This window comes from Antiquaquibacter oligotrophicus (assembly GCF_020535405.1).
Taxonomy (GTDB): Bacteria; Actinomycetota; Actinomycetes; order Actinomycetales; family Microbacteriaceae; genus Rhodoglobus; species Rhodoglobus oligotrophicus.
The window spans coordinates 2,147,822-2,160,215 of the sequence record NZ_CP085036.1; the positions used below are offsets into that span (position 1 = coordinate 2,147,822).

A 12,394-nucleotide genomic window follows, 5' to 3' on the forward strand; every position below is an offset into this window, starting at 1 on the left:
GCGCGTGATGAGGGACAGCCCGTGCCGAATCGTTATCGCGCCGGCATCGCCGGCTCGCGTCGCGCTGGCAGACTGTGAGCATGAGCCTCACTCGTCTCCTTGCGGTGGCTGCGGCAGTTCTGCTCCTGGCCGGATGCACGGCCACGGAAGCGACCCCGACCCCGTCGACCTCGGCCACCGCGCAGTCGACACCGTCGCCCACTCCCATGGCAACGCCGGAAGCACCCACAGCATCGGCGATCGTTCTCTCGCTGGCGGGTCTCGCGGTCGTCGATTCGGCGGGCGAGGCCATTCGCGAGGCAGCATTCACCGACCCCGACGGTGTGTTGTCGCTGCTCGATGAGCTCAACGACACCGAGCCGGGTGTCACCGACTTCACACCCAAGGGCTTCACGAGTTACCAGTGGCCGGACGTTGCCGTCAACGTCTGGGCTGCGGATACTTCGGTCGTCGTGACGTCGGCCACGATCGCGGGGCTTCCCGTGCGCACCGCGGATGGTGTGCACGTGGGGTCGACTCGGGCAGACGTCACGCAACTCCTCGTCTTCGACGTCGGATACGACGAGGACGGCGATGGCACGTCCGACTGGTTCGGGCTGGAGCCGGTGACCGTCGACAAGGGCACCGAGTACATCGGAGTGGGTATCACGGGCGACACCGTCACCAAGCTGCGGGCTCCCGACAGCGATTTCCGCGACATCTAGCGCCAGGTGCTCTCGGGCCTCGTGACAGAATTTACCTATGGCCTATGAGTTCGAGCGCAAGCAACGCATCGCCGTCCTCGGGGGAGGGCCGGGTGGTTACGAAGCGGCGTTGACCGGCGCGCAGCTCGGCGCCGAGGTGACCGTCATTGAGCGCTCGGGTGTCGGCGGCTCCGCCGTGCTCACCGACGTCGTGCCATCCAAGACCCTCATCGCCACGGCCGAGGCCGTCGGCAACGTCGACGAGGCCACCGACCTCGGTGTGCAGTTCTTCAGTCGCACGGATGCCGGCCGCGCCGTCAAGCCGGAGATCACCGTCAACCTCGCCGCCGTCAATGCGCGGCTCCTGCGTTTGGCGCGCCAGCAATCCGAGGACATGAAGTCGCAGCTCATCAAGGCCGGGGTTCGAGTAATCCACGGCGACGGCCGGCTCGACGGCCCCAATCGGCTCATCGCCTCGACGGGGCGGGGCAAGTCACGTGTCGATTTCGACGAGATCGAGGCCGACACGATCGTCGTTTCCGTCGGTGCAACACCACGCGTTTTGCCGACCGCCAAACCCGACGGCGAGCGGATCTTCACGTGGACGCAGCTGTACGGCCTGCAGGAGATCCCCGAGCACCTCATCGTTGTCGGTTCGGGTGTGACCGGGGCGGAGTTCGCGTCCGCGTACCGCACGCTCGGCTCGGAGGTGACCCTCATCTCCTCGCGCGACCAAGTTCTCCCCGGCGAGGACGCCGACGCCGCCCGTGTCATCGAGGACGTCTTCAAGCGCAATGGCATGACAGTGCTCTCGAAGTCGCGAGCGGAGTCCGTCGTCCGCACCGATGAGGGGGTAGTCGCCACCCTCTCCGACGGTCGCACCGTGGAGGGGTCGCACTGCCTCATGGCGGTCGGTTCGATCCCCAACACCGCGGGCATCGGGCTCGCCGAGGCTGGGGTGCAACTCACCGAGTCCGGCCACATTCGCGTCAATCGTGTTGCCCGCACCTCCGTACCGTCGATTTACGCGGCGGGAGACTGCTCGGACTTCCTACCCCTGGCATCCGTCGCCTCGATGCAGGGTCGCACGGCCGTGTTCCATGCGATGGGGGATGCCGTGAACCCGACGGAACTGCGCAACGTAACGTCGAACATCTTCACCCAGCCCGAGATTGCCACCGTCGGTTGGTCGCAGAAGCAAATCGAGGACGGCATCGCCCAGGGCGAGATCTACAAGCTGCCGCTCGCCTCGAATCCGCGAGCGAAGATGATGGGCATCCGCGACGGGTTCGTGAAACTCTTCGCACGCACGGGCTCCGGAACCGTTATCGGTGGCGTGATCGTAGCGCCCAAGGCATCCGAGCTCATCATGTCGGTTGCGCTCGCGGTCGAGCACCGCCTCACCGTCGACCAGTTGGCCCGCGCCTTCTCGGTTTACCCCTCCCTCACGGGCAGCATCACCGACGCCGCGCGCGCCATGCACATCGTGCACTAGCCCGCGCTGCCATTTCGGACGTCGCTCAGCGACGCTTCGCGCGCTGAGGTTTGGTGGTCACGCGACCGTGTGTACCTACGCGTTCGCGGCGAAGCTCAGCGTGGCCTCCCCAACAGCACGCTGTGACCCGGGTTGTCCTCAGAAGTGCCGAAATGAACTCATCGGGCGCCGGGGAGAGCGGATGCTCGGGCCATGACTTACAACAATTGGCACAACCACTTCGTCCTCGCCGCCCGTGAGCGAGAGCTCGGCCGTACCGCCGAGCTCGCTGCGGAAGTCCGGTCCGGTGCCCTCGTACGCGTGACCCGTGGGGTCTACCGGCGAGCATCCACGATCACGTCGGATCCGCAGAGGCTCGCGGATGACGCGTACCTTGCCAAGGTGCGGGCAGCCCAACTCCTTGCACTCGAGCCGTTGGTGTTCTCCGGCCTCGCAGCAGCGCGCGTGTGGGATCTGCCCATCGTCGGGTCGTGGCCGGACAGGGTGTCCGTGTCGGTGGCTCGCGAGGCGGGAGGTCGGTCGAACTCACATCTCGCCCGGTCCTACATCGGGTATCCGCCACCGAGTGTCGAGCGCGATGGTCTCGTGATCACATCGCTGGCGAGGACGGTCGCGGATGTCGCGCGTACGGAGTCGTTCGTCCGTGCCGTGGCGATGGTCGACGCTGCGCTGCGTGGCTCGAAACACCGAAAGCCGGTGTCCAAGGACACGGTGTTTCGAGTGCTCGAAGGGTTTTCCAGTGCGCCGGGTGTTCTCAAGGCTGCGGGCGCTGTTCACTTTGGGGACGCAGCATCCGGGTCACCGGGCGAATCGTGCAGCAGGGCGGGCATCCGTCAGCTCGGATTCCCTGCGCCAGTCCTGCAGCAGCCGTTCTCGGACCGCGCGGGTCTCATCGGCATCGTGGACTTCTGGTGGCCGCACTGCAAGCTCGTTGGGGAGTTCGACGGTCGAGGCAAGTACCTTCGCGAGGAGTTCACTCAGGGCCGGCCGACGGCCGAGATCGTCGTCGACGAGAAGGTTCGCGAAGACCGTCTTCGTGCGCTGGGCTTTTCGGTGACCCGCTGGGATTGGCCTGTCGCACTCTCGTTGCCACTACTGGAGGCAAAGTTGCGAGACGCCGGGCTGCGCTGAGGTTTGCGAGTCGCGCGCCGGTCCCTGCATCCGCGCGCCCACCAAACCTCAGCGCGCGAAGCGTCGCTGAGCGACGTCCCCGGGGGCTAGGAGATACTCAGCAGCACGTGACCACTGGAGACCGTGGTACCGATGTCTGCGTTGACGCCCGTGATGGTGCCGTCCTTGTGGGCGGTGATCGGTTGCTCCATCTTCATCGCCTCGAGCACGAGGATGAGGTCGCCCTTGACGACGGTGTCACCCTCCGCGACGGCGAGCTTGACGATCGTCGCCTGCATGGGTGCCGTCACCGAGTCGCCCGAGACGGTGCTCACGGATGCCGCGGCCTTGCGCCGTGGTGGTGCGGCCAGCGCGGTCCCACCCCCAGCGGCGGGAACTAACTTCGTCGGAAGGGACACCTCGACGCGCTTGCCGTCCACCTCCACAACCACGTTGTGGCGTGCCGGCGCTTCGCTGGCTTCCGGCAGCGACCCGCTCCACGGCTCGATGTCGTTGTCGAAGTCGGTCTCGATCCACCGGGTGTAGACGCTGAACGGCTCCGAGGTAAAGGCGGGGTCGCGCACGATCTTGCGGTGGAAGGGGAGCACGGTGGGCAGGCCCGCAACCTCGAACTCGTCGAGGGCTCGACGTGAACGCTCGAGGGCGTCCTCACGCGAGGTGCCCGTGACGATGAGTTTGGCGAGCAGCGAGTCGAAGGCGCCGGAGATGACGTCGCCCGTGGTGACACCGCTGTCGACGCGCACTCCCGGCCCGCCGGGGAAGCGCAGTACCTGTACCGGTCCGGGGGAGGGCAGGAAGTTCATGCCGGGGTCTTCGCCGTTGATGCGGAACTCGAAGGAGTGCCCCTGCGGCTTCGGGTCGTCGTAGTCGATGACACCGCCCTCGGCAATACGGAACTGCTCGCGCACGAGGTCGATGCCCGTGACCTCCTCAGAGACGGGATGCTCGACCTGAAGTCGCGTGTTGACCTCCAGGAACGAGATCGTGCCGTCCTTGGCGACGAGGAACTCGCACGTGCCAGCTCCGACGTAGCCGACCTCCTTCAGGATGGCCTTCGATGACTCGTAGAGAGCGCGGTTCTGCTCCTCCGTGAGGAACGGCGCCGGTGCCTCCTCGACCAGTTTCTGGTGACGCCGCTGCAGCGAGCAGTCGCGTGTGGAGATGACAACGACGTTGCCGTGGCTGTCGGCGAGGCACTGGGTCTCAACGTGGCGCGGCTGGTCGAGGTATTTCTCGACGAAGCATTCGCCGCGGCCGAAGGCGGCGACAGCTTCCCGTGTCGCCGATTCGAAGAGCTCGGGAACCTCGTCACGTGTGCGGGCGACCTTGAGTCCGCGACCGCCGCCGCCGAACGCCGCCTTGATGGCGACGGGCAGCCCGTGCTGGTCGACAAACTCGAGCACCTCGTCGGCGCCGGAAACGGGGTTGAGGGTTCCCGGGGCGAGCGGGGCGCCGACCTTTTCGGCGATGTGTCGTGCGCTGACCTTGTCGCCGAGGGCGTCGATGGCAGCGGGTGACGGGCCGATCCAGGTGATCCCGGCATCCATCACCGCCTGCGCGAATTCGGAGTTCTCGGCGAGGAAGCCGTAACCGGGGTGGATGGCGTCGGCACCGGAGCGGCGAGCGACGGAGAGGATCTTGGGGATGACGAGATAGGTCTCGGCGCTCGTGGTGCCGTCGAGCGAGTACGCCTCGTCGGCGAGCCTGACGTGCCGGGCATCCCGATCCTGGTCCGCATATACGGCGACGGTGGCGATACCGCTGTCCTTGGCGGCGCGGATGACGCGTACGGCGATCTCTCCACGGTTGGCGATCAGGACCTTAGTGATGCGAGCCATAGTTTCTCCAGCTTAGGGCGAGGGTGTCGTGCGGCACTGTCGGCAACACACAAAGAAGAGCGGGGGTCGTTGTCGCGGTCAGCGATTCCAGAATGCGGTCCAGGGGATGCCGAGATCACGCAGCAGCGAGCGCGTGAGGGAGACCGAGAGCCCTACGACGGCGTGAGGGTCACCGTCGACGGAGGTGATGAACGCCGAGCCCAAACTGTCGATCGTGAAGGCGCCAGCGACAGACAGCGGTTCGCGGGTCGAGATGTAGGCCTCGAGCTCGTCGTCGTCGATGTCGTCGGCGAATGTCACCACGGCCGACGACACTCCGCCCGCAGCGGCGTGTGACTGCCCCCCACGATGGTCGATGACCCAGTGCCCGGAGTGGAGCGTTCCACTCCTGCCGCGCATCCGCTTCCACCGTTCGAGGGCGACCTCGGGCCGGTGCGGTTTGCCGTAGACCTCGCCGTCGAACTCGAACATCGAGTCACCGCCCAGGATGACGCCATCAACTGTTGCCCCGTCTCGCGACACCACCCCTTCGGCTTTGGCTCGCGCCAGCAGTTCGACGGTGTCACGGGGCGCCAAGTTCGTTGACGAAAGGATGGCATCCTCATCGACTTCCGACGGCACAACCACGGGTTCGACGCCCGCGTTGCGGAGCGTCATGAGCCGCGCGGGAGAGGTGGAGGCGAGGTAGAACCGCACGGCACTCCTAAGCTTGTGAGGATGGCAGGCCTACTCGGACAGACGATCGACCTCGACGTTACCAACATCGCGCACGGCGGGATCTCGATCGCTCGGCACGAGGGGCGTGTCGTGTTCGTCTCGGATGCGATCCCCGGCGAACGGGTTCGCGCTCGAGTGTCGAACGACTCGAAGAAGTCCTTCCTCCGAGCCGACACCGTCGAGGTGCTCGAGCCGAGCGAGTACCGCCGTGAGCACGTGTGGGACGCCGCGAGTGTCACACGCGATCCGGCGGATCGTGCGGGCGGCGCGGAGTTCGGTCACATCGAGCTGCAGCACCAGCGCGAGTTGAAGCGTCGTGTGATCGCCGATTCGCTGCAGCGAATGGCGAAGGTCGAGACCGACGTCGAGGTCGAGGCGGTTCCCGACGAGTCGACGGATGGCACGGGCTGGCGCACGCGCGTCCGTCTCCACGTCGACGATCGCGGTCGCCCCGGTCCCTACGCCGCGCGCAGCCACCGCGTGATCCCGGTGACGTCGCTGCCGCTGGCCACCGCGGAGCTGGCGGATGCGGCACCGCTCGGCGAGACGTTCACGAGCGGCGAGAGTGTGGACATCCTCGCGCCGTCGTCCGGGGGAGTACGTCTGGTTATCGGTGCGCAGAAGCCGTCGATCATCACCGAGGTTGTGGGCGATCGTGAGTTCCGCCTGTTCGATACCGGTTTTTGGCAGGTGCACCGCGGTGCGGCCGCTCTGCTCACCGATGTCGTCGCCGGAATGGTCGACGACTCCAGGTTCGACCCCACGGCGGCCAATCTCGACCTCTACGGCGGTGTCGGGCTGCTCGCGGCCGCGGTCGCCGATCGCTTCGGCAGCACAACACGGATCACCTCGGTCGAGAGTGATTCGGCCGCGACCGACTTCGCCTCGGACAACCTCAGCGAGTGGATCGGTGCGCGGGCCGAGACCGCCCGCGTCGAACGATGGATGCCACGGCTCGCCGCCGACGCGTCCGCTCCGGAACGCGCGCGCCTGTCCCGTTCCACCATCGTTCTGGACCCGCCCCGCGCCGGCGCTGGACGCGACGTGGTCGACGCGATCGCGGCCGTCTCGCCCGCGCAAGTGGTGTACGTGGCGTGCGACCCCGTCGCCTTCGCGCGCGACGTCGAGTACTTCTCCGGTCACGGCTACACACTCGAGGCGCTGCGAGCGCTCGACCTCTTCCCGAACACCCACCACGTCGAAGCGGTCGGTCGATTGGTTCGTACCTCCTCGCGGTGATGCCCGTCGATCCCACGGTGACTCCCCGCCGTCGGTACTATGGGTTCAGACTCGAGAGGACCCGACATGCCGCCTGAGGCCGCCACCGCACCGACTGCCCAGTCGACTGTGCGCGTCGCCGTGGTCGATGACCACGAGTCGGTGCGCCTCGGCCTCAAGGCCGCGTTCCTCGATGAGGGTTACGAGTTCGTTCTCGAGGCACCAACGGTTCCCGACCTCATCGCGGGTTTGAACGGTCAATCCGTCGATGTTGTTGTGCTCGATCTCTCTCTCGGCGACGGCTCCTCCGTCACCGAGAATGTCAAGAGTGTGCAGGCGACCGGCTCGGCTGTGCTCGTCCATTCGATCGCCGACCGCGTCGCCAGTGTGCGAGAGGCGCTCGCCGCGGGAGCGGCGGGTGTCATCCCGAAGTCGTCGGCGACCAAAACGGTGCTCGCGGCCGCAGCGACCGTGGCCCGTGGTGAGGTCCTCAACAACCTCGAATGGGCGACGGCGATCGACGCCGATCGCGACTTCGCCAAGGCACAGCTCGGTCGTCGGGAACGTGAGATCCTCCACCTCTACGCCTCCGGGCTCCCGCTCAAGCTCGCTGCACAGCAGTTGGGTATCGGCTATTCGACCGCGCGGGAATACCTCGATCGCATTCGGGTGAAGTACGTCGAGGTTGGGCGCCCCGCGCCTACGAAGGTCGACCTGCTTCGTCGCGCGGTCGAGGACGGCATCCTGCCGGGGCTCGACCCGGACGGCGGCGATGCCCGATAGGGCCTCTGCGCCGCCAGAGTTGAGGGGCAAACAGCCCAGGAACCCGATCAGCAGTAAGCAGATCGAGAAGGTCATCTCTCGTTCGGTCGCTGTATTCGGCCTTGTCTTCGCAGCCCAAACCGTGCCGTGGTTGCTAGGTCAGACCGATGAGGCCTACCCGATTTGGCTGTGGACGGTGGTGCCTCTCCTCGCGGGCCTCCTCATCGTTGTCAACGTGGCCTCGTTCGCCCAAAGGTGGGTGCGGCCGGCGCATGGCACCTTCGCGATCGTTTATCTCCTCGTACTCGCCTCGTGGCCTTTCGCGGTGCTGCCGGGAGCTGCCGTCTTCACGGGTATCCACTGGTTGAACTACCTCATCACCGTGGCGACGGCGATGGCGGCGATCGCCTTCACCTGGCCGGTCGCGACCGTGTACCTCTTTGTTGCGCCCCTGCTCTACTCCATCGTGCGCGCGACACCGGTCGGCGGCGGCGCGTCATGGCAGCTCGCGGTGCTGGAGGGCATGTACGCACTCATCCTGGGTGGTGCCGTGCTCATCATCGTGCAGATGCTGAGGTACGCGGCGGCGACCGTCGATCAGGCCCAGGCGACCGCTCTCGACCGTTACGGGCACGCCGTTCGACAGCACGCCACGGAGGTTGAGCGCGTTCACGTCGACGCGATCGTTCATGACAGCGTGCTCACGACTCTCCTGTCCGCGGCTCGGGCGTACACACCGGAGGCCAAGGCGCTTGCCGCGACGATGGCGGGCAACGCCATCGGACACCTCGAGGATGCCGCGCTCGCCTCACCCGAGGACGATGCGACGGTGCGAACGTCAGCACTCGCCGGTCGCATCGTCGAATCGGCGTCGACCTTCTCGGAGCGGTGGGAGATCCGCTCGGGCAGCCTCGGCACCGGCTCGTTGCCGGCCGCGGCCGCGGAGGCCCTCCATTCGGCCTCCGTGCAGGCGATGGTCAACAGCTCGCAGCACGCCGGCGACGGTGACGTGGTGCGCTGGGTCGCCGTTCGCGGCCTGCGGCCCTCGGGCATCGAGGTTGTGGTGGCCGACACCGGTGCGGGGTTCGACCTGTCGAGCATCCCGCGGGAGCGTCTGGGTGTGCGGGTGTCGATCATCGAGCGGGTCGCCAGCGCCGGCGGCCGCGCCGTAATCCAGTCGAGCCCCGGGGAGGGGACCATCATCACGATCCGGTGGCCAGCTCAGCCCGCCGTTACACCGGTTGTTCCCGATGCGAGCGACTTCCTCGTCGCTGATGAGCGGGAGAGTGGGGCGCGCGCATGAACATCGGGGTTCCCCGCTACATCATCGTGGGTGTCGCGGCTCTCTTCTCGGCGTACCACCTCGTGCTCGCCACCTACACGATCGACATTCCCCGCAACCCCGTGCCCGTGTTCGTGGCGATGGGGCTCTACGCGGTCGCCACGATCATCAGCCTGCTTCCCCTCGGGCCGACGAGAATGCCCATCTGGATGGCCGCGTTCAATTTCGCCATTGTTGTCGCGATCACCTTGCTGGTCTCGACCGAGATCGATTTCAACCGCCCGGGTGGCACGGGGTATGCGACGTGGTACGTCGCGGCGAGCGGTACGCTCCTGACCATCACGTCGACACGCCAGCGGCACACCTTTGCCTGGCTCGGCATCGGATTTTTGGTCGCCCAATCCGCGGTACTCGTCGGCCCCGGACTATTCGCTCTCGGAATTGTCGGTTCCGCCTCGTGGGTGGCCGTCTCCCACGTGCTCAGCAGGGGACTCGCCAAAGCGTCGAAGGATGCCCATCGCTTCGCTCTCGCCGAGCGCGAGGCCACGGACTGGCAGGCCGCTCAGGAGGCTCACGTCTACGAGCGCCAGTTCCGGCTGGGTCAGACGAGCGCGATGGCACTCGGGATGCTCCGCCAGATCCAGGAAAGCGGTGGAGAGCTCACCGATGCCCAACGACAGGAATGCCTGCACCTCGAGGGCGCGATCCGCGACGAGATCCGGGGGCGCAAGCTTCTCAACGATGCCGTACGGGAGGAAGTCATGGCTGCCCGACGCCGTGGGGCGACCGTGACCCTCCTCGACGAGGGTGGAATCGACGATCTGTCGGAGGAAGACCTCGAGCGTGTGCTCGATCGACTTGCCCTCGCGATCCACGACACCAACGCCGACAAAATCATCGCGCGAACCGTGCCGGAGGGCTCGGATGTCGCCGTCACCGTTGTTGGGCTGCACACGGTTGCCGACGGGGATGCGGTCGCACTCGGGCAGGATTCCCTCGAGGAGGACGAGGTGGATCTGTGGTTGGAGATTCCCCGCACGACCGAACGGGTCGCGGTTGCCTCTGCCAACTAGCGGCGGGGCGTGTCGTAGTTCGGGGGTTAAATGATTCGGGTCAGGGCGATAACCCGAATATCGCCCTGACCCGCCCCCAAGGCATTGGCCCGCTTACCCTAGTCGGCCACTGCCTGGCGGTGCCTCGATGAAGCACCTAGTACGACCAATAGTGCACCTCGCAGAACGAGGATTCTAGTCATCACTTTGGGGGACAAGGGGTACGTACCCCGATATACCCCTCAACATCGGCGCGAATTGTGACGGTGATCCGGGTGTCACACGGCCTCGATCGGGGTACAGGCGCGTGCACGCTGCAGATGAAATCATCTGCCGAGCATCGTGCAGACGGACGAAAACGTCCGATCACACAACGGAATCCGTCGTTCCGTCACCCGTGGCGCCAGGCACCGGGACCCGGGGCGAGGGTGCCACGCAGTGCCCGACGACCGAGCATCCACTGGCTGGGAATCTCCGGCGACGCGGTTTGTGCGTCCGCGAGTTCCTCGAGAGAGGCCGTGAGCACCGCAGTGACGGCGGCGATCTCCTCGGGGGTTGCGTTTTTGGAGACGATGCGGATGTCGCTGACCGTCGTTTCGCGATCGGTCATAGCGGGATGTTGCCGTGCTTCTTGGCGGGCAGCGATGCGCGCTTGGTGCGCAGGGCGCGAAGTGCCTTGACGACGGCGACACGCGTCGCAGCGGGCTCGATCACACCGTCGAGTTCGCCACGCTCGGCGGCGAGGAACGGGGATGCGACGTTGTAGGTGTACTCGTTGGCGAGCCTCGTGCGAACCGCCGCGACATCCTCACCGGCCTCCTCGGCCGCCTTGATCTCACCGCGATAGAGGATGTTGACGGCACCCTGGCCGCCCATGACGGCGATTTCCGCCGTCGGCCACGCGTAGTTGAGGTCTGCCCCCATCTGCTTCGACCCCATCACGATGTAGGCCCCGCCGTACGCCTTGCGTGTGATGACGGTGACGAGCGGCACCGTCGCCTCCGCGTAGGCGTACAGGAGTTTCGCGCCGCGACGGATCACACCCGTCCACTCCTGATCGGTGCCAGGAAGGTAACCGGGAACGTCGACGAGAGTCAGGATCGGGATCGAGAACGCGTCGCAGAACCGGAGGAAGCGCGCCGCCTTCTCGCCGGCGTCGATGTTGAGGGTGCCCGCCATGGCTTGCGGTTGATTGGCGATGACACCCACCGTGCGTCCCTCGACGCGGCCGAAACCCACAACGATGTTGGGCGCGAAAAGCGGCTGCGTCTCGAGGAAGTCACCGTTGTCGACGATGTGCTCAATGATCGACGTCACGTCGTACGGCTGGTTCGGCGAGTCCGGAACGATCGCGTTGAGCTTGCGGTCCTCGTCGGTGATCTCGAGTTCGACATCGCTGTCGTACACGGGAGGGTCGGAGAGGTTGTTGTCGGGCAGGAAGCTGATGAGGGTGCGCGCGTACTCGAGCGCGTCATCCTCGTCGCTCGCGAGATAGTGAGCGACACCCGAGACCGTGTTGTGGGTGAGGGCACCCCCCAGCTCCTCCATGCCGACGTCCTCGCCCGTCACGGTTTTGATGACATCGGGGCCGGTCACAAACATCTGGCTGGTCTTGTCGACCATAATCACAAAATCGGTGAGGGCCGGCGAATACACGGCACCGCCCGCGGCAGGACCCATGATGATCGAGATCTGCGGGATGACACCGGAGGCCTGGGTATTACGGCGGAAGATTTCACCGTACTTACCGAGGGCGACAACACCCTCCTGGATTCGAGCGCCACCGGAATCGAGCATCCCGATGATGGGGACACCCGTCTTGATCGCGTGATCCATGACCTTGATGATCTTCTCGCCAGCAACCTCGCCGAGGGAGCCGCCGAAGATCGTGAAGTCCTGTGAGTAGACGGCGACCTGACGGCCGTGGATGGTTCCGAGACCGGTGACGACGGCGTCGCCGTACGGCCTCTTGTTCTCCATACCGAAGGCGTGGGTGCGGTGCCTGACGAACTCGTCGAGTTCGACAAACGAACCGTGATCGAGGAGCTCCTCGATGCGCTCCCTCGCGGTCTTTTTGCCTTTCGCGTGCTGCTTCTCGATGGCTGCCTCGCCACTCGCGGTGACCGCCTCGTGGTAGCGCACCTTGAGATCGGCGATGCGGCCTGCGGTCGTGGAGAGGTCGGGCGTCGGAGTCTGCTCGGTCACGCAGCCACTCT

At 66.0% G+C, this 12,394-nt stretch carries 11 protein-coding genes; 7 read left to right on the forward strand and 4 right to left on the reverse strand.

Annotation, left to right across the window (positions count from 1 at the left end; genetic code table 11):
* Positions 1–80: 80 nt before the first annotated feature.
* The 3 genes from LH407_RS10440 (at position 81) to LH407_RS10450 (ending at position 3,309) form a co-directional block, all read left to right on the forward strand.
* Complete coding sequence (locus LH407_RS10440) at positions 81–704, forward strand: hypothetical protein (RefSeq protein WP_322134053.1); 624 nt, start codon at positions 81–83, stop codon at positions 702–704.
* Positions 705–741: 37 nt separating this feature from the next.
* Complete coding sequence (locus tag LH407_RS10445; protein ID WP_322134052.1) at positions 742–2,178, forward strand: NAD(P)H-quinone dehydrogenase; 1,437 nt, start codon at positions 742–744, stop codon at positions 2,176–2,178.
* Positions 2,179–2,370: 192 nt separating this feature from the next.
* The gene (locus LH407_RS10450; protein WP_322134051.1) at positions 2,371–3,309 is read left to right on the forward strand and encodes a hypothetical protein; all 939 of its coding nucleotides are present in this window, start codon (positions 2,371–2,373) and stop codon (positions 3,307–3,309) included.
* 86 nt (positions 3,310–3,395) lie between these two features.
* Here the strand turns inward: LH407_RS10450 and LH407_RS10455 are convergent, their stop codons facing one another.
* Positions 3,396–5,147, reverse strand: a complete 1,752-nt coding sequence (locus tag LH407_RS10455) for an acetyl/propionyl/methylcrotonyl-CoA carboxylase subunit alpha (protein ID WP_322134050.1) — start codon at positions 5,145–5,147, stop codon at positions 3,396–3,398.
* Positions 5,148–5,225: 78 nt separating this feature from the next.
* Entirely contained in the window at positions 5,226–5,843 is a 618-nt protein-coding gene (locus LH407_RS10460) for a Maf family protein (protein ID WP_322134049.1), read from the reverse strand.
* A 21-nt stretch (positions 5,844–5,864) separates the two neighbouring features.
* Between LH407_RS10460 and LH407_RS10465 the strand changes: the two genes are divergently transcribed.
* The 4 genes from LH407_RS10465 (at position 5,865) to LH407_RS10480 (ending at position 10,199) form a co-directional block, all read left to right on the forward strand.
* Positions 5,865–7,103 carry a class I SAM-dependent RNA methyltransferase gene (locus LH407_RS10465; RefSeq protein WP_322134048.1) on the forward strand — a complete coding sequence of 413 codons (1,239 nt, stop codon included), beginning with the start codon at positions 5,865–5,867 and terminating at the stop codon, positions 7,101–7,103.
* Positions 7,104–7,169: 66 nt separating this feature from the next.
* Positions 7,170–7,865: a response regulator transcription factor gene (locus LH407_RS10470; RefSeq protein ID WP_322134047.1), complete on the forward strand. Its 696-nt coding sequence runs from the start codon at positions 7,170–7,172 to the stop codon at positions 7,863–7,865.
* Positions 7,855–9,147, forward strand: a complete 1,293-nt coding sequence (locus LH407_RS10475) for a sensor histidine kinase (protein ID WP_322134046.1) — start codon at positions 7,855–7,857, stop codon at positions 9,145–9,147. Before LH407_RS10470 ends, LH407_RS10475 begins: the two co-directional genes overlap by 11 nt.
* Positions 9,144–10,199, forward strand: coding sequence for a hypothetical protein (locus LH407_RS10480; protein ID WP_322134045.1), 1,056 nt, complete (start codon positions 9,144–9,146; stop codon positions 10,197–10,199). Before LH407_RS10475 ends, LH407_RS10480 begins: the two co-directional genes overlap by 4 nt.
* A gap of 370 nt (positions 10,200–10,569) precedes the next feature.
* On the opposite strand, the gene LH407_RS10485 is transcribed toward LH407_RS10480, so the two are convergent.
* Together LH407_RS10485 and LH407_RS10490 are read right to left on the reverse strand one after the other, a co-directional pair.
* Positions 10,570–10,788 (reverse strand): acyl-CoA carboxylase subunit epsilon, encoded by a 219-nt coding sequence (locus tag LH407_RS10485; protein ID WP_322134044.1) that lies wholly within the window; start codon positions 10,786–10,788, stop codon positions 10,570–10,572.
* Entirely contained in the window at positions 10,785–12,383 is a 1,599-nt protein-coding gene (locus LH407_RS10490) for an acyl-CoA carboxylase subunit beta (protein ID WP_322134043.1), read from the reverse strand. Before LH407_RS10490 ends, LH407_RS10485 begins: the two co-directional genes overlap by 4 nt.
* Positions 12,384–12,394 lie beyond the last annotated feature (11 nt).